This is a genomic window from Phenylobacterium sp., assembly GCF_031984885.1.
Lineage (GTDB): Bacteria > Pseudomonadota > Alphaproteobacteria > Caulobacterales > Caulobacteraceae > Phenylobacterium.
Genome location: NZ_DAMABV010000025.1, coordinates 1 through 24,596 on the forward strand (window position 1 = coordinate 1; position 24,596 = coordinate 24,596).

Below are 24,596 nucleotides of genomic sequence, written 5' to 3' on the forward strand. Positions count from 1 at the left end.
CAACGTGACCAATCGTGCCGATGTTGCAGTGCGGCTTGTTGCGTTCGAACTTTTCTTTAGCCATTTCAAGCTCCAGCCCTGTTTGGGCTTGTCCTCTAAACTAGGGTTGGGCGAACGACCTCCGAGGAGGTCGTTCGAACTTTTAGTGGGCGTTTCCCCGAAGGAAAACGCTAGGCGTACTTCTTGATCACTTCGTCGGCGACGTGTTGCGGCACCGGGTCGTAGTGATCGTACTGCATGGTGAACTGGGCGCGGCCCTGCGACATCCCGCGAAGGGTGTTCACATAGCCGAACATGTTCGCCAGCGGCACGAAGGCGTTGACGACGATCGCGTTGCCGCGCGTGTCCTGGCCCTGGATCATGCCACGACGACCGTTCAGGTCGCCGATGACCGAGCCCAGGTACTCTTCCGGGGTCACGACCTCGACGGCCATGATCGGTTCGAGCAGCTTCGGAGCGCCCTTCTCGCGCAGTTCCTTGAAAGCCGCGCGGGCGGCGATTTCGAAGGCCAGCACGCTGGAGTCGACGTCGTGGTACTTGCCGTCGGTCAGGGTCGCCTTGAAGTCGATCAGCGGGAAGCCAGCCAGCAGGCCGTTGTCCTTCACCGATTCCAGGCCCTTTTCGACGCCGGGGATGTATTCCTTCGGCACCGCGCCGCCGACGATCGCGCTCTCGAACACGAAGCCCGAGCCCGGCTCGCCGGGTTCGAAGGTGATCATGACGCGGGCGAACTGGCCCGTACCGCCGGTCTGCTTCTTGTGGGTGTAGTCGATGTCGACCTTGCGGCCCAGGCTTTCACGATAGGCCACCTGCGGCGCGCCGATGTTGGCTTCGACCTTGTAGGTCCGCTTCAGGATGTCGATCTTGATGTCCAGGTGCAGCTCGCCCATGCCCTTCAGGATCGTCTGGCCCGACTCGAAGTCGGTGGAGACGGTGAAGGACGGATCTTCCGAAGCCAGCTTGGCCAGGGCGACGCCCAGCTTTTCCTGGTCGGCCTTCGACTTGGGCTCGACGGCGATCTCGATGACGGGCGCGGGGAATTCCATGCGCTCCAGGATCACCGGCGACTTGTTCGGGTCGCAGAGGGTGTCGCCGGTGCGGGTTTCCTTCAGCCCGGCCAGGGCGACGATGTCGCCGGCATAGGCTTCCTTGATGTCCTCGCGGTTGTTCGAGTGCATCAGCAGCATGCGGCCGACGCGCTCGCGCTTGTCGCGGGTCGAGTTCATCAGGCTCATGCCGGTCTCGAGCTTGCCCGAGTAGATGCGGCAGAAGGTCAGCGAACCGACGAAGGGGTCGTCCATGATCTTGAACGCCAGAACCGACAGCGGCTCATCGTCCGAGGCGCGGCGAACGACCGGCTCTTCGGTCTTGAAGTCGATGCCCGGGGTCGGCGGGATGTCCACCGGCGAGGGCAGGTAGTCGACGACGGCGTCGAGCAGCGGCTGGACGCCCTTGTTCTTGAAGGCCGAGCCGCAGAGGATCGGATAGAAGGCGCCGGTCAGAACGGCCTTGCGGATGCACTTCTTGATGGTGGCTTCCGAGGGCTCTTCACCGCCGAGATAGGCTTCCATCGCCTCGTCGTCGAGTTCGACGGCGTTCTCGATCAGGTAGTGGCGAGCTTCGATCGCCTTTTCCTTCAGGTCGGCCGGAATCTCTTCGTCGCGGAAGGACGCGCCCAGGCCGTCGTTGTCCCAGATCACGGCCTTCATGCGGACCAGGTCCACGAGGCCCTTCAGCGAGGATTCCGAACCGATCGGGAACTGGATCGGAACGGCCTTGGCGCCGAGGCGGTCACGGATCGACTCGACCGACTTGTCGAAGTCGGCGCCGAGCTTGTCCATCTTGTTGACGAACACGATCCGCGGAACGTTGTACTTGTCGGCCTGGCGCCAGACGGTTTCGGTCTGCGGCTCGACGCCGGCGTTGCCGTCCAGCACCGTCACGGCGCCGTCGAGCACGCGCAGCGAACGTTCGACTTCGATGGTGAAGTCCACGTGGCCGGGGGTGTCGATGATGTTCAGGCGCTTGTCGTTCCAGAACGCGGTGGTCGCGGCGGAGGTGATCGTGATGCCACGCTCCTGCTCCTGCTCCATCCAGTCCATGGTCGCGGCGCCGTCGTGGACTTCGCCGATCTTATGCGACTTGCCGGTGTAGTAGAGGATCCGCTCCGTCGTCGTCGTCTTGCCGGCGTCGATGTGCGCCATGATGCCGAAGTTGCGGTAGTCTTCGATTTTGTGCGTGCGGGGCATAGCGGAAGCTCTGCTGGAGAAAGGCGTTCGGGTATCTGAACGAACGGCGCGGGCGGTTTAACTCAAACCGCCCGCGCCGGAAAGCGATGGATGCCGGGTCTTACCAGCGGTAGTGCGAGAAGGCGCGGTTCGCCTCGGCCATCTTGTGCGTGTCTTCACGCTTCTTGACGGCGGTCCCACGGTTCGAGGAGGCGTCCAGCAGCTCGCCGGCCAGCTTCTCGGTCATGGTGTTCTCGCCACGCTTGCGGGCGGCGGTGACAAGCCAACGGATGGCCAGGGCCTTGCGGCGGTCCGGACGGACTTCGACCGGCACCTGGTAGGTGGCGCCGCCGACCCGGCGGGAACGGACTTCGATGCCCGGAGCGACATTTTCCAGGGCCGCGTGGAAGGTTTCCAGCGGGGTCTGGTCCTTGCGCTTGGCTTCGAGGATGTCGAAGGCGCCGTACAGGATGTTTTCGGCGACGGCTTTTTTGCCTTCGTACATCACGTAGTTCATGAACTTGGTGACGGTGAGGTCGCCGAACTTGGGATCCGGCAGGACTTCTCGTTTATCGGCGCGACGGCGACGGGACATTCTTCTTATTCCTTACTTCGGACGCTTGGCGCCGTAGAGCGAACGACGCTGCTTGCGGTCCTTGACCCCTTGGGTGTCGAGCACGCCGCGCAGGATGTGATAGCGGACGCCCGGAAGGTCCTTCACCCGGCCCCCGCGGATGAGCACGACGGAGTGCTCCTGCAGGTTATGGCCTTCGCCGGGGATGTAGCACACCGCTTCGATACCGGTGGTCAGGCGCACCTTGGCGACCTTACGAAGCGCGGAGTTCGGCTTCTTCGGGGTCGTCGTGTAGACGCGGGTGCAAACGCCACGGCGCTGGGGGCAGCCCTTCAGGGCCGGCACCTTGTTGCGCGACGGCTTGTCCTGCCGAGGCTTGCGGATGAGCTGGTTGACTGTAGGCATCTAATCTCTGCTCTGGAGGCGTGTGCCGTTTGGCCGTGGCGCCTCGATAAGGGTTCTGTTTGTCTCGGTTTCCGACACCGCCCGTTGAACGCAAAAACTCGCCGGCGCGCGATCTCCTGCGTTCCGGCGGGCCTGACCATCCGTCTCCGGACAGCCGTTCATCGGGACTGAGGGGAATCCCCGGCCTCGAAAGGAGCGCGGTTCATACTCGCGAAGCCCTCTGTCGTCAACGCTTGTGAACGAAAGGGCTTTGGCGCCCTCCCCGCCTGTTTTCGGTCACGAATTCGCCGCGCGCCGGGAGGTCAATGGTGAAGTTTGCAACCCAGGGGAACCGATGGGCGACCGGCGCCGCACTCGGCTGTACGTCCTGCTGGGAGTCTCCGGGCTCGCCCACGTCGCTGCGCTGGGCGTCCTGGCGCTGCAGCACCCGGAGCTGCGGCAGGCCTCGGCCCCGCCGGTGATGGATGTGCAGATCGCGCCCTACTACGTCCCGCCGCGCGCCGAGCGGGCGCTTGGGCGACAACCGCCCCTGGTGGAACGCCCCATCCGGCCGCGGCGAACCCTGCGCCCCGACGAGACGGCGACCATAGCGCCCCTGGTGACGCCCAATGCGCCTGCGCCTCCGGAAGGCCCCTGGGCGGTCTCGCCGCCGGCGGCAGGCGTCCCCGCCCCGCCCTCCAGCGACCTTCGCCAGGCCCTGCGCCGGGGGACCGTCGGCTGCGGCGCTCCCGACCTGCTGAGCCGCGAGGAGCGTGAGGCTTGCCAGGAACGGCTGGGGGCCGGCGCCAAGGACGCGCCGTTCATCGCGCCGCCGATCGCCGCGGACAAGCGCCAGGAGTTCGACCGCGCCGCCGCCCGCAACCGCGCCAAGTGGCGCGAGCGCGAAAGCCCGATGCCCGCGCCCGTGCCCTCGGGCCCGAGCAGCCCGTCGCAGGCGCCCAATCCCTTCCCCGAGGTCTGGACGCCCCGGCCATAGAGCCGGCCGCCCGCGAAGAGAAGGCGGCCCAGGATCGCTCCTGGGCCGCCCAAAGGGCTGGAAGAGACGGCGGCCTGCCGCCGCCACGGTCAGGCGGCGATCACCTCGCCGGTGGAGTCCCGCTTCAACGGCGCCTCCAGCACGGCCCAGTCGATCATGCCGTCGTGCTGCAGCTCCTCGAACTGGAGCACGCCCAGTTCCTCGAACTTCGGCCGGATGGCGTCGGTCAGCAGGCCCACGCGCTTCAGATTCGGGATCATCCGTTCGAACAGGAAGGTCCGGAACGCCCGGCCGCCCTGGCTGGCGTCGTTGATCTCCAGCGCTTCCTCGCGGGTGAAGCCGAACTCCTCGGCGACCGTGGTCGAAACCAGCCGGTTGCGCATGACGACGCAGGCTTCGTAGGCGAACTGGGCCCGCTCCTCGATCTGGTCCTGCGGCAGGGCGCGGATCCAGTCCTCCAGATAGTTGACCCCGAAGGCGACGTGGCGACCCTCGTCGCGCATCACTAGGCCGACGATGTCGCGCAGCAGCGGATCGCGCGTCGTCTGGTGGATGGTCTGGAAGGCCGCCAGGGCCAGGCCCTCGATCAGGATCTGCATGCCGATGAACTTCAGGTCCCACCGCTCGTCGGTCAGCACCTTGTCCAGCAGGAACTTCAGGTTCGGGTTGATCGGGTAGATCATCCGGCAGCGCTCCACCAGATAGCGGTGGAACACCTCCACGTGCCGCGCCTCGTCGAAGGTCTGGGAGGCGGCGTAGAGCTTGGCGTCATGGGTCGGCGCGCAGCTCACCAGTTGCGAGGCCACCATCAGCGCGCCCTGCTCGCCATGCAGGAATTGCGACAGGGTCTGGGCGTTGGCCCGGTGCTGGAAATCGCGCCGCTGCTCGGGGCTCAGGGCCTGCCACTTCGGATGGGCCGCAAAGCCCTCGGGCGCCTCGTCCTCGTTGACGCCGGTCTGGGCCGGCGGCGCCTGGGTCCAGTCCACGTCCAGTTCGACGTTCCAGTTGAACCGCTTGCCCAGTTCGTAGAGCCGCCGGATCTTCGCGTTGGCGGTCTCGTAGTCCCAGTTGTAGGAGCCGGTCAGCGGCGTCCTGAAAATCTCGCGGATGACCTCGACGTCTCGGTCCGTCAGCCGGCGAGCCAGATCGTCGTCGTCGAACGCCTGGACCTCCTGGGGCGGTCCCTGCACCACCTGTACGTTCAGCATGATCTCATCTCCCTGGATCCCGGTCCCTTGCCGGGTTTAGGGAGATCATAAAGATGACGCCGGCGTCATCTTTGATGCGGATCAAATCCGAGCCCGACAAAAAGCAAGCGGCCCGGGATCTCTCCCGGGCCGCCGCGAACCGCCTACAGACTGGAAAAAGCGGCTCAGGACTCTACGCGTTCGGCTTCCGCGTCGACCGCGATGACTTCCGGCAGCGGCTCCATGGCCTCTTCGCGGCTGGCCGCGAGGGCCTCGTCGCGCTTGGCCGCGATGCGCTGCAGGTTGCGCAGGTACGAACCGGTGCCCGCCGGGATCAGGCGGCCCACGATCACGTTCTCCTTCAGGCCTTCCAGGGTGTCGCTCTTGCCCTGGACGGACGCCTCGGTGAGGACGCGGGTGGTTTCCTGGAACGACGCCGCCGAGATGAAGCTGCGGGTCTGCAGCGACGCCTTGGTGATGCCGAGCAGGACCGGCTGGGTGATCGCCGGACGACCGCCGCGGGCTTCGGCCTTGGCGTTCTCCTCGTTGATCTCGGTGAGATCGAGGTGATCGCCCTTGAGCAGGCCGGTGTCGCCCGTCTCGAGGATCTCGGCCTTCTGCAGCATCTGACGCACGATCGTCTCGATGTGCTTGTCGTTGATCGGCACGCCCTGCAGTCGATAGACGTCCTGGATCTCGTCCACGAGGAACTCGGCCAGGGCCTCGATGCCCAGGATGCGCAGGATGTCGTGCGGATCGGGGTTGCCGTCGATCAGGTACTCGCCCTTGCGGATGATGTCGCCATCATGGACCGCGATGTGCTTGCCCTTCGGGATCAGGAACTCGACCGGCTCGCCACCATCCTCGGGGGTGATCTTGATCCGGCGCTTGTTCTTGTAGTCGCGCCCGAATTCGACGCGGCCGTCCATCTCGGCGATGACCGCGCAGTCCTTCGGACGGCGGGCTTCGAAGAGTTCGGCGACCCGCGGCAGACCGCCGGTGATGTCGCGGGTCTTGGCGCTTTCCGTCGAGACGCGGGCCAGGACTTCACCCGGCTTGATCTCATCGCCGTCGCCGACCGAGAGGATGGCGCCGACCGGCAGGAGGTAACGCGCCTCGCCGCCGTTCGAGATCCGGCGATAGGCCCCGTCGGCGTCGAGCACGGCCATGGCCGGACGCAGGTCGCCGCCCTTGGTCGAGGCGCGCCAGTCGATGACCACGCGGTTCGAGATGCCCGTCGCTTCGTCGGCTTCTTCGCGGACCGAGACGTTCTCGACCAGGTCCTCGAAGCGGACGCGGCCGCCCACTTCGGAGATGATCGGGTTCGAGTAGGGGTCCCATTCGGCCAGGCGCTGGCCGCGCTTGACCTTGTCGCCGTCCTTGACCTTCAGGCGCGTGCCGTACGGCGGCTTGTAGGACTCGCGGTCCTTGCCGTCGACCTGGACGATGATCTGCAGGTTGCGGCTCATGACCACGAAGTCGCCGTCCGGGGCCTGGACGGTCATGCCGCCCACGATCCGCGCCACGCCCTCGTTGCCGGTTTCGAAGAACGACTGCTCGGCCACCTGGGCCGTGCCGCCGATGTGGAAGGTCCGCATGGTGAGCTGGGTGCCCGGCTCGCCGATGGACTGGGCGGCGATGACGCCGACCGCTTCACCGATGTTGACCGGAGTACCGCGGGCCAGGTCGCGGCCGTAGCAGGCGCCGCAGACGCCGACCTTGGCTTCGCAGGTCAGGACCGAGCGCACCTTCACCGACTGGACGCCGGCGGCCTCGACGATCTCGATCATGTTCTCGTCGAGATAGCTGTCGGCCGGCACGATGACTTCGCCGGTGCCCGGGTCCTTCACGTCCTCGGCCGCGAAACGGCCCAGGATGCGGGTGCCCAGCGAGACCAGGACGTCGCCGCCCTCGACCACGGCCCGCAGGGTGATGCCCCGGGTGGTGCCGCAGTCTTCCTCGTTGATGATGCAGTCCTGCGCCACGTCGACCAGACGACGCGTCAGATAGCCGGAGTTGGCGGTCTTCAGCGCGGTGTCGGCCAGGCCCTTACGGGCGCCGTGGGTGGAGTTGAAGTACTCCTGGACGGACAGGCCTTCCTTGAAGTTCGAGATGATCGGCGTCTCGATGATCTCGCCGGACGGCTTGGCCATCAGGCCGCGCATCCCGCCGAGCTGCTTCATCTGGGCCTGCGAACCCCGGGCGCCGGAGTTGGCCATCATGAAGATCGAGTTGATCTCCTTTTCGCGGCCGTTCTCGTCCTTCTCGGCGGTCGAGATCTCCAGCATCATCTCGTCGGCGACGCGGTCGGTGGCCTTGGCCCACGCGTCGACGACCTTGTTGTACTTCTCGCCCTTGGTGATCAGGCCGTCGGCGTACTGCTGCTCGTACTCCTCGACCAGCTTGCGGGTCTGCTCGACGATCGGCTTCTTCCGCTCGGGGATGATGATGTCATCCTTGCCGAAGGAGATGCCGGCCTTGGCCGCTTCCTTGAAGCCCAGCGCCATGATCTGGTCGGCGAAGATGACCGTCGCCTTCTGACCGCAGTGGCGATAGACGGTGTCGATCAGGTTGCCGATTTCCTTCTTGGTCAGGTTCTTCTCAAGAAGGCGATGGCCGACCGCGGGGTGGTGCGGGAACAGCGCCGAGATCTTCATCCGGCCCGGCGTGGTGTCGATCACCTTGCGGACCAGCTCGCCCTCGGCGTTCATTTCCGAATGCCGGGCTTTGATCTTGGTGTGCAGGGTCACGACCTTGGCGTCGAGCGCCGCGTCGATCTCGCCGAGATCGGCGAACAGCTTGCCCTCGCCCGGCTCGTTGTCCTTGGCCAGCGACAGGTAGTAGAGCCCCAGAACGATATCCTGCGACGGCACGATGATTGGCCGACCGTTGGCGGGCGACAGGATGTTGTTCGTCGACATCATCAGCACGCGCGCTTCCAACTGGGCTTCCAGCGAGAGCGGGACGTGGACGGCCATCTGGTCGCCGTCGAAGTCGGCGTTGAAGGCGGCGCAGACCAGCGGGTGCAACTGGATCGCCTTGCCTTCGATCAGCTTGGGCTCGAACGCCTGGATGCCCAGGCGGTGAAGCGTCGGCGCGCGGTTCAGCAGAACCGGGTGCTCGCGGATCACCTCGTCCAGGATGTCCCAGACCGCCGGCTGCTCGCGCTCGACCATGCGCTTGGACTGCTTGACGGTGCCCGACAGGCCCTTGGCGTCCAGCCGCGCATAGATGAACGGCTTGAACAGCTCCAGCGCCATCTTCTTGGGCAGGCCGCACTCGTGCAGCTTCAGCTCGGGACCGACGACGATCACCGAACGGCCCGAATAGTCGACGCGCTTGCCCAGCAGGTTCTGGCGGAAGCGGCCCTGCTTGCCCTTCAGCATGTCGGCCAGCGACTTCAGCGGACGCTTGTTGGCGCCTGTGATCACGCGGCCGCGGCGGCCGTTGTCGAACAGGGCGTCGACGGCTTCCTGCAGCATCCGCTTTTCGTTGCGGATGATGATGTCCGGCGCGCGCAGCTCGATGAGGCGCTTCAGGCGGTTGTTCCGGTTGATGACCCGGCGATAGAGGTCGTTCAGGTCGGAGGTCGCGAAGCGGCCGCCGTCCAGCGGCACCAGCGGGCGCAGTTCCGGCGGGATCACCGGCACGACCGACAGGATCATCCACTCGGGCTTGTTGCCGCTCTCGATGAAGCTCTCGATCAGCTTCAGACGCTTGGACGTCTTCTTGAGCTTCATTTCCGAGGTGATGGTGAGGAGTTCCTCACGCAGGCGGTCGGCCTCCTTGGGAAGGTCGATGGCCCGCAGCAGGCCCTGGACCGCTTCGGCGCCGATCTCGGCGGTGAAGCTGTCGTCGCCGTACTCGTCCTGGGCGCGCATGTAGTCGTCTTCCGACAGCAGTTGGTGCTGCTTCAGAGGCGTCAGGCCCGGCTCGGTGACGATGTAGTACTCGAAGTAGAGGACCCGCTCGATGTCCTTCAGCGCCATGTCGAGCATCATCGAGATGCGGCTCGGCAGCGACTTCAGGAACCAGATGTGGGCAACGGGCGAGGCCAGTTCGATGTGGCCCATCCGCTCGCGGCGGACGCGCGCGAGGGTGACCTCGACGCCGCACTTCTCGCAGATGATGCCCTTGTACTTCATGCGCTTGTACTTGCCGCACAGGCATTCGTAGTCCTTGGTCGGGCCAAAGATACGGGCGCAGAACAGGCCATCGCGTTCCGGCTTGAAGGTCCGGTAGTTGATGGTCTCGGGCTTCTTGATCTCGCCGAACGACCACGAGCGGATCTTCTCGGGCGAGGCCAGGGCGATACGGATACGGTCGAAGGTCGGAGCGGCCTGGACCGGATTGAAGATATTCAGGACTTCCTGGTTCATCGATTTTCCAGTTCGTCAGTATTTCCAGAGGCGATGGGGAGCGGCTGACGGCCCCTCCCCTCGCACGGACGGTGTCGTTCGAGCCCGGCCTTAGCCGTTCTCGAGCTCCACATTCAGGCCCAGCGAACGCATTTCCTTCACGAGCACGTTGAAGCTCTCCGGGATGCCGGCTTCGAAGGTGTCGTCGCCGCGGACGATGGACTCGTAGACCTTGGTCCGGCCGGCCACGTCGTCGGACTTCACCGTCAGCATTTCCTGCAGGGTGTAGGCCGCGCCGTAGGCTTCCAGAGCCCACACTTCCATTTCCCCGAAGCGCTGACCGCCGAACTGCGCCTTACCGCCCAGCGGCTGCTGGGTGACGAGCGAGTACGGGCCGATCGAACGGGCGTGAATCTTGTCGTCGACCAGGTGGTGCAGCTTCAGCATGTAGATGTAGCCGACCGTGACCGGGCGCTTGAACTGCTCGCCGGTCTGGCCGTCGTACAGGATCGACTGCCCCGAACGCGCCAGGCCCGCCGACTCGAGAAGGTCCTCGATGTCGTCGATGTGCGCGCCGTCGAAGACCGGGGTCGCGAAGGGCACGCCCTTGCTGAGGTTCTTCGCCAGCTCGATCAGTTCCTCTTCCGTGTCCGGAAGCTCCTGATCGACGCCGTAGGTCTGACGCAGATGGTCGATCAGCGCCTGCTTCTGGCCGCCGTTCTGCCAGGCTTCCAGCAGGTCGGCGATCTGCTTGCCGAGGCCCGCGGCCGCCCAGCCGAGGTGGGTTTCGAAGATCTGGCCGACGTTCATCCGCGACGGCACGCCCAGCGGGTTCAGCACGATATCCACGTGCTGGCCGCTTTCCAGGTAGGGCATGTCCTCGATCGGCAGGATCTTGGAGATGACCCCCTTGTTGCCGTGACGGCCGGCCATCTTGTCGCCCGGCTGAAGCTTGCGCTTCACGGCCACGAACACCTTGACCATCTTCATGACGCCCGGGGGCAGTTCGTCGCCGCGCTGCAGCTTGTCGACCTTGTCCTCGAAGCGACGGTCGAGGCGCTTGCGGGCCTCGTCGAACTGGCGGCGCATGGCCTCCAGCTCGCCCATCGCCTTCTCGTCGTCCATGGCGATCTGCCACCACAGGCCGGGCGCGATCTCTTCCAGCTTGTCGGCGGTGATCTCGCCGCGGCCCAGGCCCTTGGGACCCGAGATGGCGGTCTTGCCGATCAGCAGTTCGCGCAGGCGCACGGTCATGTTGCGGTTCAGGATCGCGAACTCGTCGTCGCGGTCCTTGCCCAGGCGGTCGATCTCGGCGCGCTCGATGGCCATCGCGCGCTCGTCCTTGTCCACACCGTGACGGTTGAAGACGCGGACTTCCACGATCGTGCCGGCCACGCCCGGCGGCAGGCGCAGGGACGTGTCGCGCACGTCCGAAGCCTTTTCGCCGAAGATGGCGCGCAGCAGCTTTTCTTCCGGCGTCATCGGGCTCTCGCCCTTCGGCGTGACCTTGCCGACCAGGATGTCGCCCGGCTGGACTTCGGCGCCGATCGCCACGATGCCCGCTTCGTCGAGGTTGCGCAGGGCTTCCTCGCCGACGTTGGGGATGTCGCGGGTGATTTCTTCCGGGCCCAGCTTGGTGTCGCGGGCCATCACCTCGAACTCCTCGAGGTGGATCGAGGTGAAGATGTCGTCGCGCACGATGCGCTCGGAGATCAGGATCGAGTCCTCGAAGTTGTAGCCGTTCCACGGCATGAACGCGACGAGGGTGTTGCGGCCCAGCGCCAGTTCGCCCAGCTCGGTCGAGGGACCGTCGGCGATGACGTCGCCCGAGGCCACCTTGTCGCCCACGCGCACCAGCGGACGCTGGTTGATGCAGGTCGAGGTGTTCGAGCGCTGGAACTTCTGCAGGCGGTAGATGTCGACGCCGGCCTTGGTCGGGTCGGTCTCTTCGGTGGCGCGGATGACGATCCGGGTGCCGTCGATCTGCTCGACCACGCCGGCGCGGCGGGCGACCACGACGGCGCCGGAGTCGACGGCCACGATCGCTTCCATGCCGGTGCCGACCAGCGGCGCATCCGACTGGATGAGCGGCACGGCCTGCTTCTGCATGTTCGAGCCCATGAGCGCGCGGTTGGCGTCATCGTTCTCGAGGAAGGGGATCAGCGAGGCGGCGACCGAGACGACCTGCTTGGGCGACACGTCCATCAGGTCGACGGTGTCCTTCGGCAGCAGCGAAGGCTCGCCGTTGATCCGGCCGGGGACCAGGTCCTCGACGATCTCGCCCTTGTCCAGCTTGATGTTGGCCTGGGCGATGACGTGCTTGGCCTCTTCCATCGCCGACATGTAGACGACCTCGTCGGTCGTCTTGCCGTCCTTGATGCGACGGTACGGGCTCTCGATGAAGCCGTACTTGTTGACCACGGCGTGGGTGGCCAGCGAGTTGATCAGGCCGATGTTCGGGCCTTCCGGCGTCTCGATCGGGCAGATCCGGCCGTAGTGGGTCGGGTGCACGTCGCGGACTTCGAAGCCGGCGCGCTCGCGGGTCAGACCGCCCGGGCCAAGCGCCGAGAGACGACGCTTGTGGGTGATTTCCGAGAGCGGGTTGGTCTGGTCCATGAACTGCGAGAGCTGCGAGGATCCGAAGAACTCGCGGACGGCGGCCGCCGCCGGCTTCGCATTGATCAGGTCGTGCGGCATGACCGTGTCGATGTCGACGCTGCTCATGCGCTCCTTGATGGCGCGTTCCATGCGCAGCAGCCCGACGCGGTACTGGTTTTCCAGCAGCTCGCCCACCGAACGCACCCGGCGGTTGCCGAGGTTGTCGATGTCGTCGATCTCGCCCTTGCCGTCGCGCAGGCCCACCAGGGTCTGCAGCACCGCCAGCACGTCGTCCTTGCGCAGGATGCGCACGTCGTCGGGGCAGTCCAGCTCCAGACGCATGTTCATCTTCACGCGGCCGACCGAGGAGAGGTCGTAGCGCTCGCCGTCGAAGAACAGCGACTTGAACATGGCCTCGGCCGCTTCCACCGTCGGCGGCTCGCCCGGACGCATGACGCGGTAGATGTCGAACAGCGCGTCTTCGCGGCTGTTGTTCTTGTCCACGCGCAGGGTGTTGCGGATGTAGGCGCCGACCGTGGCCTCGTCGACATCGAGGATGTCGAGCTTGTCGAAGCCTTGCTCTTCCAGGGCGGCCAGCAGGGCCGCGTCCAGCTCGTCGCCGGCTTCGGCGTAGATTTCGCCGGTCTCGAAGTTGACCAGGTCGCTGGCCAGGTAGCGGCCGAACAGCGCCTCGGGGGCCAGCAGCAGGGTCTTCAGGCCCGCATCGGCGAACTTCTTGGCGTTACGGGCCGAAATCTTCTGGCCGGCCGGGGCCACTTCCTCGCCGGTGTCGGCGTCGATCAGGGCGTAGTCCGGCTTGGCGCCGCGCCAGCGCTCGGCCTTGTAGGGCGCGGTCCAGCCGCCCGGCGCGCCCTTGGCTTCGGCACGCTTCTCGTAGGTGACGGTGTCATAGAAGGTGGAGAGGATCTCCTCCCCGTCCATGCCCAGGCCCATCAGGAAGGTGGTGGCCGGCAGCTTGCGGCGGCGGTCGATGCGGACGTAGACGATGTCCTTGGCGTCGAACTCGAAGTCGAGCCACGAGCCGCGGTAGGGGATCACGCGGGCGGCGAACAGCAGCTTGCCCGAGGCGTGGGTCTTGCCCTTGTCGTGGTCGAAGAACACGCCCGGCGAACGGTGCATCTGCGAGACGATGACCCGCTGCGTGCCGTTGACGATGAAGGTGCCCTTCTCGGTCATGAGCGGGATGTCGCCCATGTAGACGTCCTGCTCCTTGATGTCCTTCACGGAGCGGGCGCCGGTCTCTTCGTCGGTTTCGAACACGATCAGGCGCAGCTTGACCTTCAGCGGCGCGGCGAAGGTCATGTCGCGCTGGACGCATTCCTCGACGTCGTACTTCGGCTCTTCGAACTCGTAGGACACGTATTCGAGCACGGCGCGCTCGTTGAAGTCCTTGATCGGGAACACCGACTTGAACACCGCCTCGACGCCCTCTTCGCGGCGGTCGGCCGGGCGCACTTCGCGCTGCAGGAACTGTTCGTAGGAGGAGCGCTGAACCTCGATCAGGTTCGGCATCTGGACAGCTTCGGGGATGCGGCCGAAAGACTTACGGATCCGCTTCTTTCCAGTGAAGGATTGCGCCATTTTGTTCCCTTGAGCGACGCCCGGAACGGTTTCCGTGCGCCAGGTCGTGTTGTCCTGCGTCCACCCTCGAACGCCCTTGCGGGCGCCGGACGCTGGAAGCCCCTGTCTCGCCAGGGGCGCTCCCTCGCATGGCCGGAGGGCGGCGGGCCATGCCTCGGAGCGTGCGCGCGTAAAAAGTCGCCTGAACGGCGAATCTGAAATTTCGCGAAGAGAGCCAGATAGGCGTTTTATGCGGCGAAGGGAAGCCCCTTTCCACATGAAAATGGAACGGCGTGGTCGTTCGACCCCACGCCGCTCCATCTTGGTCGGACCCGGGCGTCTCCCGGGGCATCCTTCGATCTCTTGTTACCTGCCCGACGTCAACCAGCCAGGCGGCCGGCAGGTTCCAAAATCCGGTCCGATCCACAGAAAATAGGCGCCTCGCGAGCAGCCTTGACCACCCATGCGCCAACCGGCTGTCAGCAGCCGGCGCCGATTAGTACCAACACATTGATTTTCCTATCTATTAATCAAATCGGCCTGAAGCTTTGCGGCAGCCAGGCGCGCGATCGCGCGTTTCAGATGCAAGGAGGCGACAGATGGCTGTCAGCGTTGATTTCCAAAGGCAGCTAGAAGGTTATGGCCTGACCACGGCGGAGATCCTCTACCGGATGCCCGACCATCCGGCCCTGCTGCAGACCTATCTCTGGCAGGAGTACGATCTCTATCCCCAGTTCCCCAACCTGCACCGGTTCCTGGACTTCTGGAGCCACCGCCTCGACGGCGTGCTGCACACCATCACCGTCGCGCACCGCGAACTGATCCGCCCGGCGGAGTTCCGCATCGCCTGCAAGCTGCACTAGGCCCCAATAGAAAACGGGCCCGGAGGTTTCCCTCCGGGCCCGCTCGAAAGACGCAGAAGCTGCGCCGTCCTGATGAGCAGTCTGAGCGCTGTCGCGCTCGGGCTTACTTCACTTGGACGGTGGCGCCGGCTTCTTCGAGCTTCTTCTTCACTTCTTCGGCGACTTGCTTCGAGACGTTCTCGACGACGTTCTGCGGAGCGCCTTCGACCAGGTCCTTGGCTTCCTTCAGGCCGAGGTCCGGACGGACGCCGCGGACTTCCTTGATCACGTTGATCTTCTTGTCGCCACCGGCGGTCAGAACAACGGTGAACTCGGTTTGCTCTTCGGCGGCTTCGGCCGGGGCGGCAGCGCCGCCGACGGCGGCGACGGCGACCGGAGCGGCGGCCGAGACGCCCCACTTTTCTTCCAGCAGCTTCGAGAGTTCAGCGGCTTCCAGAACGGTCAGGGTCGACAGTTCTTCGACGATCTTTTCAAGCTTCGACATAGGTTAGGTCCTTACGGAAATAGAGGTTGTGTTCGGGAATGACGATCAGGCGGCGTCTTTGGCGGCATAAGCGCCCATGACGCGAGCCAGCTGACCGGCCGGAGCCTGCAGGACGCCGGCGACCTTGGTGGCCGGGGCTTGCAGAAGGCCGATGATCTTGCCGCGGAGCTGGTCCAGCGAAGGCAGGGTCGCCAGGGCGGCGACAGCCTTTTGGTCCAGGACCTCGGTCCCCATGAAACCGCCGATGATGGAGAACTTGTCGTTCCCCTTGGCGAATTCACTGGTGATCTTGGCGGCGGTGACGGGGTCCGGCGCATAGGCGATGGCGACCGGGCCAGTGAACAGGGCGTCGCCCTTTTCACCGATCGAGCCGTCCAGGGCCTTTTGAGCCAGGGTGTTCTTCACCACCTTCAGCGCGGCGCCTTCCTTGCGGAGACGCAGGCGAAGATCAGTCATTTCCGCAACGGTCAGACCCAGGTTGTGGGTCACGACCACGGCGCCGGCGTCGGCAAAGACGCCCTTGAGCGTCTCGATCGACTCCTGCTTTTGAGCGCGGTCCATTGCGGTCTCCATACTCAGATAGGCCGCCGGACGATTCCGACGACCGCAGCAGACGACCCATGCGAAGGCGCAAACCCGCGCGCGGATCGTTTAGCCCTGTCCTTTTCCGGAGAAGTCGCAGGTCACGCGCCCATCGAAGCCGATGGCCGGCGGAACCTCATCTTCCCGTCTCCCTGTGCTCGAGGAAGGGCTCTTCCCCTCGTCACGGATCCGGGCGGCCCCCGGTTCCCCACAGTTCTTGGACAGGATGGAAGGGCGAACCCTTCCGTCCCCGCCGCCCCTTGCGGGACGACGAAACTCTTGAAGGCGCGGCTCATACACGCAGTTGGCCCAATAGGCAACTTCCGCCGACACGCCAGGCGACGGCGGGCGACGGCAGCTCAGCCGGCCCGCGGCCGCGTGGCGATCACCGCGGTGGTCAGCATGACCGCATAGGCCCAGAGCACGAAGGCCCCGAACAGCGGCGCGTGGTCGGGCGGGAAGTTCGGAAGCACGTGGATGAAGAACACCGTCACCCCCGCGTCCAGCACCATCTGCGGCGCCACGAACGCGACCAGGGCGGCCAGCCGGTGGCGCTGCTCGATCTTGCGCAGGAAGAGCAGCGTGGCGATCACCAGCCCGCTGGCCGAGATCACGCCGGTGATCAGCAAGGTCCAGGCCGGCCGGTCGACCCAGGCGCTGGGCAGCAGCCGCAGCACCAGCGTCGACACCGCCCACACGAACGCGCCGCGCGCCGCGAACCAGAGATAGAGATGCAGCACGCCCTTGCTCTGGGCTTCAGCCGCATCCTCGGTCGCCAGTCCCGCCAACTCGACCTTCTCCATCGCGGCCGCCCTCTCGCGTTCCGGTCGAGCTTAGCCCTGCCGCCGGCGAAAGAAAGGGTTCAGCCCGCCCACTGGGCCGGGCGCTTCTCCATCCAGGCCTTCACCCCCTCCTTGTAGTCGGGGTCCTTGATCATGGCCTCCAGCAGGCGCTCGGCCTCGACGACCGCCGCCGCCGCGTCGCGATGCAGGTCGCGATAGATCTGCCGCTTGGTCTCGCGCGCCGAGCCCGGAGCGACGTTGGCCGCCAGCGTCCGGGCGTAGTCCGTCACCGTCGGCATCAGGGCCTGGGGCTCCACCAGCCGGTTCAGGAAGCCCATGGCGCTCGCCTCCTCCGAGGTAAAGGTCCGGCTCGACAGCAGGATGTCGTTGGCGTGGGTCAGGCCGACGATGCGCGGCAGCACCCAGGAGAGGCCGAACTCCGCCGGGAAGTTGAATCGGCCGTGCGCGGCGGTGAACTTCACGCCCGTCGCCGCGAAACGCAGGTCGGCGAAGGCGGCCAGCACCAGGCCCACGCCCGCCGCCGCCCCGTTGATCGCCGCGATGACCGGCTTGCCCACTCCGAAGTGATAGGCGAAGGCCGCGTCGAAGTTGGGATCGACCCCGAACCCGGGCCGGGCGATGTCGTCGGTGACGCCCGGGTCGTAGCGGCCCTTCTCGGAGTGGCCCTCCAGCGCGCCCAGGTCGGCGCCGGCGCAGAAGGCCTGGCCCTCGGGATCGCCGGTGACCACGATCACCCGCACGGCCTGGTCGGCGTCGGCCTCGCGCAGCAGCCACCGGTACTCGGTGTGCATCCGCCCGGTCCAGGCGTTGCGGCGCTTGGGACGGCTCAGCGTGATGACGGCGACGCCGTGGCCATCCAGCTCATACCTGGTGGTCTTCAGTTCCATGAGGGCGCCTCCCTTGCGCGGCGCCCATAGAAGCCGGTTCGCGCGCAAAGAAAAAGGGAGCGGCCTTGCGGCCGCTCCCCTTCGAACTCTTGCGAGATCGTCCTGCGCTTAGACGCCGACCGAGCTCGTATCCACCTTGAAGCCCGGGCCCATCGTCGAGGACAGGCTGATCTTCTTGATGTAGGTGCCCTTGGCGCCCGACGGCTTGGCCTTGTTCAACGCGTCCACGAGAGCGCGGACGTTGATCAGCAGGGCTTCTTCCGAGAACGAGGCCTTGCCGATGCCGGCGTGGATGATGCCGGTCTTCTCGGTGCGGAACTCGATGGCGCCGCCCTTGGCGTCCTTCACGGCCTGGCCGACGTTCGGGGTCACGGTGCCGACGCGCGGGTTCGGCATCAGGCCGCGCGGGCCCAGCACCTTACCCAGACGGCCGACGAGGGCCATCATGTCCGGCGTCGCGATGACGCGGTCGAATTCCATGAAGCCGCCTTGGATGCGCTCCACCAGCTCTTCGGCGCCGACGACGTCGGCCCCGGCGGCCTTGGCTTCCTCGGCCTTGGCGTCCTTGGCGATGACGGCGACGCGGACGTCGCGGCCGGTGCCCGAGGGCAGGCTCACCACGCCGCGTACCTGCTGGTCGGCGTGACGCGGGTCGACGCCCAGGTTGACGGCGATCTCGATGCTTTCGTCGAACTTGGCCTTGGCGTTGGCCTTGACCAGGGCGACGGCGGCTTCGACGGCGTGGGCGGCGTTACGGTCGCCGGTCCAGGCTTGGATACGCTTGGGTTGCTTAGCCATGTGCTTAGGCCTCCACGATTTCGAGGCCCATCGAGCGCGCGGAGCCCTCGATGATCTTGGCGGCGGCTTCAACGTCGTTCGCGTTGAGGTCCTTCATCTTCTTCTCGGCGATTTCACGCAGTTGGGTGCGCGAGATCGAGCCGGCCTTGTCGCGGCCCGGCGCCTTCGAACCCGACTTCAGGTTCAGCGCCTGCTTGATGTAGTGGGTCGCCGGCGGGGTCTTGGTGATGAAGGTGAACGACTTGTCCTGGTACACCGTGATGACGGTCGGAAGGGGCGTGCCCTTCTGTTCCTTCTCGGTGCGGGCGTTGAACTCCTTGCAGAAGCCCATGATGTTGACGCCGCGCTGACCCAGCGCCGGGCCGATCGGCGGCGACGGGGTGGCGGAGCCCGCGGGCACCTGCAGCTTGATATAGCCCAGAATCTTCTTGGCCATTGTTTCTCCTCGTGACCGGAAACCGGTCGGTTGAGCCGTGGTGCGGAGATTGGCGCTCCTCCCACGGATTTCACTCGCGCAAGGCGCAAGGCGGCCCACCGGACCGAAGCGCGGGCCTATATCAGGCGGCGCACCGGGAGACAACCGTTCAAGCCGCTCCCTTCCCTTTCACCACAAAGGACACGAAGGACACAAAGCTACAGCACAAGACGCCGTATGCCCTGCTTGAGCAGGATGACATTGAAATTCATCAGAAAGCCGATCCGATGACCGGAGAGCTTGAGATAGGTCAGAACCTGCGCCTCATGGAGGCGCGTCAGCGCCTCGACCGCTTTCAACTCGACCACCACCTGCCTCTCGACGACGAGATCCAGCCGGTAGCCAGCATCTAGTTCAAGGCCGTCATAGCGTATCGGCAGCGCAAGCTGCCTGGCGACCGAGAGACCGCGCGATTGCAGCTCATGGGCCAGGCAATGCTCGTATGCGGTCTCCAGCAGACCGGGGCCCAAGGCCTTATGGACCTTGAACGCGCTGTCGAGGAGTTGCCGACAAACCGCCTCGACCCTTGGGTCGAGGCCTTTGTGCTCTTGGTGTTCTTTGTGGTCCAATGCGCCCGTCCCGCCGCCTCGGCGATCGGGACATGGCGCTCAGGCGAATGCAACCCTCCGGGCCGCAACCGACCTCAGGCGATCTTTTCGACCTGGCCGTATTCGAGTTCGACCGGCGTGGCGCGTCCGAAGATGGACACGGTCACGCGCAGGCGGGCGCGTTCCTCGTCGACATGCTCCACCGAGCCGTTGAAGCTCGCGAAGGGGCCGTCGGTGACGCGGACCTGTTCGCCGATCTCGAAGGAGATGGTCGGCTTCGGCCGCTCCACGCCCTCTTCGATGGCGCCGATGATGCGGGCGACTTCCTTTTCGGACACCGGCATGGGCTTGGAGCCCGAGCCGAGGAAGCCCGTCACCTTCGGGGTGTTCTTGATGAGGTGGTAGGCCTCGTCGGTGAGCTCCATCTTCACCAGCACGTAGCCGGGGAAGAACTTGCGCTCGGCGTTGACCTTGCGGCCACGGCGGATCTCGACCACGTCCTCGGTCGGCACCAGGATGTCGGAGAAGTTCTCCTCCAGGCCCTGGCTCTTGGCCTGTTCACGGATCGACTCGGCCACCTTCTTCTCGAAGTTCGAGTAGGCGTGGACGATGTACCACTTGTGGCGCGGGTTCGGGGCGGTCAGGGCTTCGGCGTTCATATCTCTCTTCAACCCCCGTTCGCGAGCTTGAGCAGGAGATTCATGCTCGCGCCCAGACCCAGATCGACCACGGCCAGGAACGCACAGGCGATCACCACCATGATCCCGACCATCACCGAGGTGATCCAGGTCTCCTTGCGGGTGGTCCAGGTGATCTTGCGCGCCTCGGCGCGGACTTCCCGCGCGAACTGCGCGGGGCTGGTGCGCTTCTTGGCCGGGGCGTTTTGCGCCAGGGCCGAGGCAGGGGCGATCGCCGCAGCCGTCTTCGCGGCGCGGTTCTTCATCGCTTGCGGGGATGAACCCGGTTTCCTCGCCATCAGGCTCTTACGACTCTCTTCAGTTTGGGCGGCGGACGTCCGCGCCCGGCATACTCATATAGTGAATGGCAGGAGTGGAGGGACTCGAACCCCCGGCCCTCGGTTTTGGAGACCGATGCTCTACCAGCTGAGCTACACTCCTACGCGTCCATCCGGACCGTCGCAGATTGCCCTTACTCCGCTTTTCTCGAACCGGAAACCGTTCCGATCGCTGGGTTGGCGAACCGTGGTCTTAAGCACCGTTCGTGCCGCCCCTGGCGGTGTAAATGACAAACTCCAACGATGTCGGGTAGGACGGAGGCGTATGACGCAAACCGGTTCCCATTTCAAGCCTCTTCGACCGGCGACCTGGCCCGCATCGGTCGGGGCGATGGATCGCTCGCGCGCGCCCGGCGTTCTCCGATCAACAAGGAAACGCAGATGGCCGACACCCGCCAGGGCCGCGACGACGCGGCGAAGAATCGCGACGAAGACCTGAAGCCCGGCCGCCCGCCCCGGCCCGCCACCGAGCCCAAGGGCGCGGAAGGCTCGGCGCGCAATTCCAAGACCCTGACCGATCCTGCGACCGGCGAACCCCAGCCTCGCGCGCCGAAGCCGAACTAGGAGGCCGGCGCCCCGGCGCACTCCAGGCCGAGATAGTCGACCTTCACGTCGGTCATCTTCACGCCGCACGCGGTGACCTCGCCCGCGGCGCGGCCGGTGACGGAGATTCCCACCTTGCGGGACAGGTCGACCGCCGGGCTGGCGCTGGCCAGGTCATAGACCTTGCCCCCCGACTTGATGGTCACGCAGCCCTCCGCCGGACCGACGACCGGACAGCCGACGGCGGTGACCGGCTCTCCCTGCGGCGCGGCCGAAGCCTGGGCCTGCCCGCCGCCCTGCCCGCTGCAGGCGCCGCACAAGACGATCGCCAAGGTGATCGCCGACGCACTTCCAAAGCTTACGCGCATGCTTCCGTCCCTCCCCGCACACGACATGTCCTTGCCGGACAATCTTGACTGTGCGCCTGGGACATTGGCCCGGCAATTCAAGAAATTGACGCGTGCGTCAAATCTGGAATCGGCGGCTAAGTTCTTGTTTCCGCAAGCTCCGCGGCGGTTCAGCTCGCGCGGCCGTCCAGTTCGAAGCTGCGCTCGATCGTGCGGATCCGGTCTTCCACCAGGTTCATCCGCTTGAGCGCCAGGTGCGCGGCCCACAGGCTCGCGCGCCCGGCCCGCGACGTCCGCCGCATCTCGCCGACCGGCAGCTTCCAGCGCCGCAGCAGCCCGCTGGCGTAGTGGGCGCCGTTGGTGAACCGCGTATCCCAGGTCTGGTAGTCGACCGACAGCGAGACGTTGAACACGCCGAGGTTCTCGATGCGGTGCGGCGCGTGAAGCGGCCAGGTCACCGCCATGCCCGGGTCGAGGTCGAACACCTGGGCGTCGGCGTCCCACTCGCGTCGATACGGCAGGTCCTCGGTGCTCTGCTTGAGCATGATGTCCTCCATGCCCTGCTGGGGCATGTGCAGCTCGTCGCTCGGATAGATCCAGATGCGCTTGCGGCCCCGGATGTGGAACAGGCACACCCCCGGCGCGTCGGCATGGAACGGCACCTTGGCCTGCGGGGCCGACATGATCAGTTGCCCGGTCAGTTGCACCGGACGGAAGCCGGGCGCCTGGCCGGCGATGTCGGCGAACGCCGCGCGGATGGCCTGGCCAAGTTCGGCAAAGTGCGTCTCCACCCCGCGAAGCTGGACCCAGACGCGGCCTTCCTTGACGCCTTCCAGCACCTCGGCCCCCGGCAGCCGGCCGCGCACCCCGGTGCGCATCCGCATCTGCCCGTCGGCGTCGACGTCGAAGAGGTTGATGTCGAATAGCTCGGCCGGATAGCGGTCCAGCACCTGCGCCAGGCGCGCGTCGTCGAACAGGCCGGTGTCCGCCAGCCGGTGCTGGAAGGTCATCGGAACCCGGGCGAAGTCGGCCTTCTGCTGGTCGCTCCAGGCCGCGACCAGGGGGGATTGAGCGCTCATCGGAGAGGTCCTTCTATTCGGTCAGCAGGCTGAGGAGCCCGGCGCTGACGCCAAGGCCCACGCCTACCCCGATCGATGTCTTCGGCCGCCGCGCGGCGATCGCGGTCAGGCTGCGCGAGGCCGCGCCCACGCGGCCGTCGAGGCTGGGTTCGCAGGCGGTGATCCGGTCCCAGCGGCGGTCGACCCGCTGGCCGGCCGCGCTGAGCGCCCGGCGCAGGGTCGGGGTCCGCCCCAGCGCGAAGTCGGCCGTGCGCCGCGCCGCCTCGATCAGGCCGCCATGGGTCACGTCGCCCTCGAAGACATGGGCGGCGGGGTCGGCGAAGTCACGCTTGTAGGTCTCCCCGGCCGGCCCGAAGTCGACCATCGACACGCCCGCCTGCGCCGCCGCCCGCAGGGTTTCCAGCGTCGCCAGGGATCCGGGCGAATATTTCGCGAATTCAGTGTCGTAGACCGGAAACCACAGGTGATAGGCGTCGCCCGACAACAGCCCCGCCTCGGCCGCCACCAGCCGACCGCCCGCCCGCAAGGTGGCGAATCGCATGCCGAAGTCGGCCTCGCGCCGTTCCATGAGGCGGCGCAGGAAGCGCTTGATCCACGGGCTGCCGAAGATGTCATGCTGGCCGGTGCGGCGCATCTGGTCGCGCTTGCGGCGCAGGATGAAATCCATCGCCTCGCCGGGGTCGCTGGAGAAGTCGAACCGGAGAGGACCATGGTCCTCGGCCAGCCTGCGGGCCCGGCGGCGCTTGTCCTTCAGGAAGTCCTTCGTGCGCCGCGCCAGATAGGCGTCCATCCCGCGCGAGAGGTCGGCGACCATGGCGATGCGGGTGGTCGCCGTCTCATGCAGGGCCTGCTCTCCCGCCAGGCCGCTGAACCGGAACCGGCGCGCGCCCAGCGCCGCCGTCACGCCCCGCAGGTCGATGTGCGCGCCCGGCCTCGCCAGCACCCCGTGATAGTCCGTCAGAGGCGCGGCGATCGGCTGGATCAGCCGCCCTCGCCGCTGGAACGGCAGAAAGCCCTCCACACGGCCTGCACGCGAGATCACCGCGATCTCGGCGCCCGGCGCGGACTCTCCGGCGACCAAGGCATAGCGGAGATCGAAATAGGGGCTGCGAAAGACCGGATCGGCGGTGCGGAACTCGCTCCACAGCGCACGCGACGATGCATCCAACTGCGCCGGCTTCAGCGTATCGATCGCCAGTCGCGCGCTCATGGTGCTCCCGCCCTCGGGTCGCTCGGCACGTCCCCCTATAGGTTGAGAAAACTAAACCGCGAGGGGTAAACAACGCGTTCTATGCTGACGTTTCGCTCTGGTGTCTAATGTTGGGGGACGATGCCTCTCGTGGTCGAACTTGAGAGCTTGGGAAGACCGAAGATGAAGTCATGGATCGCAGCCGCCGCGGTTGCCGTCACCGCGTTCTGCAGCGCTGCGGCGCACGCGCAGGAACAGGATCAAAGATGGGGCGGCGGAGGCCCGGGCTGGGGCCAGCTCCCCTCCGGCAGCTACCAGCAGACCTGCCGCGATCCCCGCGTCAGCGGCGCCACCCTGACCGCCAGTTGCCAGGACAGCCGCGGCCGCTGGAACTACAGCAGCCTCAACTTCCGCGACTGCCGCGGCGACATCGCCAACAACAACGGCCGCTTGAGCTGCCAGTGGGGCGGCGGCGGACCTGGCTGGGGCCAACTGCCCTCCGGCAGCTACCAGCAGACCTGCCGCGACGCCCGCGTCAGCGGCAATACCCTGACCGCCAGTTGCCGGGACGGCCGCGGCCGCTGGAACTACAGCACCCTCAACTTCCGCGACTGCCGCAGCGACATCGGCAACGACAACGGCCGCCTGGTCTGCGGCTGGAGCGGCGGCGGGGGCGGTCCGCCCTGGAGCGGCGGCCAGAGCACCCTGATGCTCTACTCCTCGCCGAACTTCAGCGGTCAGGCCTACCAGGCCGCCCGCGAGGTCACCAATCTGCCCCGGCAGTTCAACGACCGGGCCATGAGCCTGCGCATCCAGGGCCGCGGCGCCTGGCAGATCTGCAGCGACAGCGACTTCCGCGGCCGCTGCCAGATCTTCGACCGCGACGTTCCCGACCTGCGCCAGTACGGCCTGGGCGAAGCGGTCTCCTCGATGCGGCCGATGAGCGGCCGCCCCTACTGACTTGAAGACGCAGCCACCTGCGACGAGGCCGCCGGGATCGCTCCCGGCGGCCTTTTCCTTGTCCGCCCCTGGCGCATCAAAAAGGCCGCCGAGGTTTCCCCCGGCGGCCTGATGGT

At 66.2% G+C, this 24,596-nt stretch carries 23 protein-coding genes and 1 tRNA gene; 4 read left to right on the forward strand and 20 right to left on the reverse strand.

The genetic code is table 11. From position 1 onward, the window contains the following. The 4 genes from RTL41_RS20380 to rpsL all read right to left on the reverse strand — a co-directional run. Positions 1 to 64: hypothetical protein (locus RTL41_RS20380; protein WP_293460220.1), on the reverse strand; the 64-nt coding region annotated here is incomplete at its 3' end. 106 nt (positions 65 to 170) lie between these two features. Then, on the reverse strand, positions 171 to 2,249 hold the full coding sequence (gene fusA / locus RTL41_RS20385; RefSeq protein WP_312167138.1) for an elongation factor G: 2,079 nt from the start codon (positions 2,247 to 2,249) through the stop codon (positions 171 to 173). A 100-nt stretch (positions 2,250 to 2,349) separates the two neighbouring features. Continuing rightward, a complete protein-coding gene (gene rpsG / locus RTL41_RS20390; RefSeq protein ID WP_056018024.1) occupies positions 2,350 to 2,823 on the reverse strand; it encodes a 30S ribosomal protein S7 in 474 nt (157 codons plus the stop codon). A 12-nt stretch (positions 2,824 to 2,835) separates the two neighbouring features. After that, positions 2,836 to 3,207, reverse strand: coding sequence for a 30S ribosomal protein S12 (rpsL, locus tag RTL41_RS20395; protein ID WP_056018026.1), 372 nt, complete (start codon positions 3,205 to 3,207; stop codon positions 2,836 to 2,838). Between the two features lie 334 nt (positions 3,208 to 3,541). Here rpsL and RTL41_RS20400 point away from each other — a divergent pair, with 334 nt between their 5' ends. Continuing rightward, entirely contained in the window at positions 3,542 to 4,183 is a 642-nt protein-coding gene (locus RTL41_RS20400; RefSeq protein WP_312167143.1) for a hypothetical protein, read from the forward strand. Between the two features lie 89 nt (positions 4,184 to 4,272). On the opposite strand, the gene RTL41_RS20405 is transcribed toward RTL41_RS20400, so the two are convergent. The 3 genes from RTL41_RS20405 to rpoB all read right to left on the reverse strand — a co-directional run bounded on the left by RTL41_RS20405 (position 4,273) and on the right by rpoB (position 13,928). Then, positions 4,273 to 5,391, reverse strand: a complete 1,119-nt coding sequence (locus tag RTL41_RS20405; protein WP_312167145.1) for a ferritin-like domain-containing protein — start codon at positions 5,389 to 5,391, stop codon at positions 4,273 to 4,275. Between the two features lie 164 nt (positions 5,392 to 5,555). Next, on the reverse strand, positions 5,556 to 9,749 hold the full coding sequence (rpoC, locus tag RTL41_RS20410; RefSeq protein ID WP_312167147.1) for a DNA-directed RNA polymerase subunit beta': 4,194 nt from the start codon (positions 9,747 to 9,749) through the stop codon (positions 5,556 to 5,558). A 90-nt stretch (positions 9,750 to 9,839) separates the two neighbouring features. Further along, complete coding sequence (gene rpoB / locus RTL41_RS20415; RefSeq protein WP_312167150.1) at positions 9,840 to 13,928, reverse strand: DNA-directed RNA polymerase subunit beta; 4,089 nt, start codon at positions 13,926 to 13,928, stop codon at positions 9,840 to 9,842. Positions 13,929 to 14,506: 578 nt separating this feature from the next. Here rpoB and RTL41_RS20420 point away from each other — a divergent pair. Next, positions 14,507 to 14,770, forward strand: a complete 264-nt coding sequence (locus tag RTL41_RS20420; protein WP_312167153.1) for a protein usg — start codon at positions 14,507 to 14,509, stop codon at positions 14,768 to 14,770. 103 nt (positions 14,771 to 14,873) lie between these two features. Here the strand turns inward: RTL41_RS20420 and rplL are convergent, their stop codons facing one another. From rplL to RTL41_RS20470, 10 genes are all read right to left on the reverse strand, one after another. Further along, positions 14,874 to 15,254, reverse strand: coding sequence for a 50S ribosomal protein L7/L12 (gene rplL / locus RTL41_RS20425; protein ID WP_312167156.1), 381 nt, complete (start codon positions 15,252 to 15,254; stop codon positions 14,874 to 14,876). Between the two features lie 45 nt (positions 15,255 to 15,299). Beyond that, positions 15,300 to 15,815, reverse strand: coding sequence for a 50S ribosomal protein L10 (gene rplJ / locus RTL41_RS20430; RefSeq protein ID WP_312167158.1), 516 nt, complete (start codon positions 15,813 to 15,815; stop codon positions 15,300 to 15,302). A gap of 380 nt (positions 15,816 to 16,195) precedes the next feature. Continuing rightward, positions 16,196 to 16,639, reverse strand: a complete 444-nt coding sequence (locus RTL41_RS20435) for a DUF5367 family protein (RefSeq protein ID WP_312167160.1) — start codon at positions 16,637 to 16,639, stop codon at positions 16,196 to 16,198. A 59-nt stretch (positions 16,640 to 16,698) separates the two neighbouring features. Beyond that, positions 16,699 to 17,526: an enoyl-CoA hydratase-related protein gene (locus RTL41_RS20440; protein ID WP_312167163.1), complete on the reverse strand. Its 828-nt coding sequence runs from the start codon at positions 17,524 to 17,526 to the stop codon at positions 16,699 to 16,701. A gap of 108 nt (positions 17,527 to 17,634) precedes the next feature. Next, positions 17,635 to 18,324: a 50S ribosomal protein L1 gene (gene rplA, locus RTL41_RS20445; protein WP_312167165.1), complete on the reverse strand. Its 690-nt coding sequence runs from the start codon at positions 18,322 to 18,324 to the stop codon at positions 17,635 to 17,637. Positions 18,325 to 18,328: 4 nt separating this feature from the next. Further along, positions 18,329 to 18,760 carry a 50S ribosomal protein L11 gene (gene rplK / locus RTL41_RS20450; RefSeq protein ID WP_312167168.1) on the reverse strand — a complete coding sequence of 144 codons (432 nt, stop codon included), beginning with the start codon at positions 18,758 to 18,760 and terminating at the stop codon, positions 18,329 to 18,331. A gap of 197 nt (positions 18,761 to 18,957) precedes the next feature. Further along, positions 18,958 to 19,368 carry a GxxExxY protein gene (locus tag RTL41_RS20455; protein ID WP_312167171.1) on the reverse strand — a complete coding sequence of 137 codons (411 nt, stop codon included), beginning with the start codon at positions 19,366 to 19,368 and terminating at the stop codon, positions 18,958 to 18,960. Between the two features lie 74 nt (positions 19,369 to 19,442). Then, entirely contained in the window at positions 19,443 to 20,006 is a 564-nt protein-coding gene (gene nusG / locus RTL41_RS20460) for a transcription termination/antitermination protein NusG (RefSeq protein WP_312167173.1), read from the reverse strand. Positions 20,007 to 20,014: 8 nt separating this feature from the next. Further along, positions 20,015 to 20,323: a preprotein translocase subunit SecE gene (gene secE, locus RTL41_RS20465; protein ID WP_312167176.1), complete on the reverse strand. Its 309-nt coding sequence runs from the start codon at positions 20,321 to 20,323 to the stop codon at positions 20,015 to 20,017. Between the two features lie 66 nt (positions 20,324 to 20,389). After that, positions 20,390 to 20,465: transfer RNA gene (locus tag RTL41_RS20470), tRNA-Trp, on the reverse strand. 278 nt (positions 20,466 to 20,743) lie between these two features. Between RTL41_RS20470 and RTL41_RS20475 the strand changes: the two genes are divergently transcribed. Then, complete coding sequence (locus RTL41_RS20475) at positions 20,744 to 20,926, forward strand: hypothetical protein (protein ID WP_312167178.1); 183 nt, start codon at positions 20,744 to 20,746, stop codon at positions 20,924 to 20,926. Here the strand turns inward: RTL41_RS20475 and RTL41_RS20480 are convergent. From RTL41_RS20480 to RTL41_RS20490, 3 genes are all read right to left on the reverse strand, one after another. After that, positions 20,923 to 21,237, reverse strand: coding sequence for a hypothetical protein (locus RTL41_RS20480; RefSeq protein ID WP_312167180.1), 315 nt, complete (start codon positions 21,235 to 21,237; stop codon positions 20,923 to 20,925). The two genes, RTL41_RS20475 and RTL41_RS20480, sit on opposite strands and share 4 nt — an antisense overlap. A gap of 185 nt (positions 21,238 to 21,422) precedes the next feature. Further along, positions 21,423 to 22,331, reverse strand: coding sequence for a transcriptional regulator (locus tag RTL41_RS20485; RefSeq protein ID WP_312167183.1), 909 nt, complete (start codon positions 22,329 to 22,331; stop codon positions 21,423 to 21,425). A gap of 13 nt (positions 22,332 to 22,344) precedes the next feature. Continuing rightward, positions 22,345 to 23,541 (reverse strand): GNAT family N-acetyltransferase, encoded by a 1,197-nt coding sequence (locus RTL41_RS20490; protein WP_312167186.1) that lies wholly within the window; start codon positions 23,539 to 23,541, stop codon positions 22,345 to 22,347. Positions 23,542 to 23,703: 162 nt separating this feature from the next. On the opposite strand from RTL41_RS20490, the gene RTL41_RS20495 reads away from it, so the two are divergent. Further along, positions 23,704 to 24,480, forward strand: coding sequence for a CVNH domain-containing protein (locus tag RTL41_RS20495; RefSeq protein ID WP_312167189.1), 777 nt, complete (start codon positions 23,704 to 23,706; stop codon positions 24,478 to 24,480). Positions 24,481 to 24,596: the final 116 nt, after the last annotated feature.

What these genes read in the sequence shown, in the direction of transcription:
- fusA (WP_312167138.1), bottom strand. Translation starts at nt 2,249, where the DNA reads ATGCCCCGCACGCACAAAATCGAAGACTACCGCAACTTCGGCATCATG.
- rpsG (WP_056018024.1), bottom strand. Translation starts at nt 2,823, where the DNA reads ATGTCCCGTCGCCGTCGCGCCGATAAACGAGAAGTCCTGCCGGATCCC.
- rpsL (WP_056018026.1), bottom strand. Translation starts at nt 3,207, where the DNA reads ATGCCTACAGTCAACCAGCTCATCCGCAAGCCTCGGCAGGACAAGCCG.
- RTL41_RS20400 (WP_312167143.1), top strand. Translation starts at nt 3,542, where the DNA reads ATGGGCGACCGGCGCCGCACTCGGCTGTACGTCCTGCTGGGAGTCTCC.
- RTL41_RS20405 (WP_312167145.1), bottom strand. Translation starts at nt 5,391, where the DNA reads ATGCTGAACGTACAGGTGGTGCAGGGACCGCCCCAGGAGGTCCAGGCG.
- rpoC (WP_312167147.1), bottom strand. Translation starts at nt 9,749, where the DNA reads ATGAACCAGGAAGTCCTGAATATCTTCAATCCGGTCCAGGCCGCTCCG.
- rpoB (WP_312167150.1), bottom strand. Translation starts at nt 13,928, where the DNA reads ATGGCGCAATCCTTCACTGGAAAGAAGCGGATCCGTAAGTCTTTCGGC.
- RTL41_RS20420 (WP_312167153.1), top strand. Translation starts at nt 14,507, where the DNA reads ATGGCTGTCAGCGTTGATTTCCAAAGGCAGCTAGAAGGTTATGGCCTG.
- rplL (WP_312167156.1), bottom strand. Translation starts at nt 15,254, where the DNA reads ATGTCGAAGCTTGAAAAGATCGTCGAAGAACTGTCGACCCTGACCGTT.
- rplJ (WP_312167158.1), bottom strand. Translation starts at nt 15,815, where the DNA reads ATGGACCGCGCTCAAAAGCAGGAGTCGATCGAGACGCTCAAGGGCGTC.
- RTL41_RS20435 (WP_312167160.1), bottom strand. Translation starts at nt 16,639, where the DNA reads ATGGAGAAGGTCGAGTTGGCGGGACTGGCGACCGAGGATGCGGCTGAA.
- RTL41_RS20440 (WP_312167163.1), bottom strand. Translation starts at nt 17,526, where the DNA reads ATGGAACTGAAGACCACCAGGTATGAGCTGGATGGCCACGGCGTCGCC.
- rplA (WP_312167165.1), bottom strand. Translation starts at nt 18,324, where the DNA reads ATGGCTAAGCAACCCAAGCGTATCCAAGCCTGGACCGGCGACCGTAAC.
- rplK (WP_312167168.1), bottom strand. Translation starts at nt 18,760, where the DNA reads ATGGCCAAGAAGATTCTGGGCTATATCAAGCTGCAGGTGCCCGCGGGC.
- nusG (WP_312167173.1), bottom strand. Translation starts at nt 20,006, where the DNA reads ATGAACGCCGAAGCCCTGACCGCCCCGAACCCGCGCCACAAGTGGTAC.
- secE (WP_312167176.1), bottom strand. Translation starts at nt 20,323, where the DNA reads ATGGCGAGGAAACCGGGTTCATCCCCGCAAGCGATGAAGAACCGCGCC.
- RTL41_RS20475 (WP_312167178.1), top strand. Translation starts at nt 20,744, where the DNA reads ATGGCCGACACCCGCCAGGGCCGCGACGACGCGGCGAAGAATCGCGAC.
- RTL41_RS20485 (WP_312167183.1), bottom strand. Translation starts at nt 22,331, where the DNA reads ATGAGCGCTCAATCCCCCCTGGTCGCGGCCTGGAGCGACCAGCAGAAG.
- RTL41_RS20490 (WP_312167186.1), bottom strand. Translation starts at nt 23,541, where the DNA reads ATGAGCGCGCGACTGGCGATCGATACGCTGAAGCCGGCGCAGTTGGAT.
- RTL41_RS20495 (WP_312167189.1), top strand. Translation starts at nt 23,704, where the DNA reads ATGAAGTCATGGATCGCAGCCGCCGCGGTTGCCGTCACCGCGTTCTGC.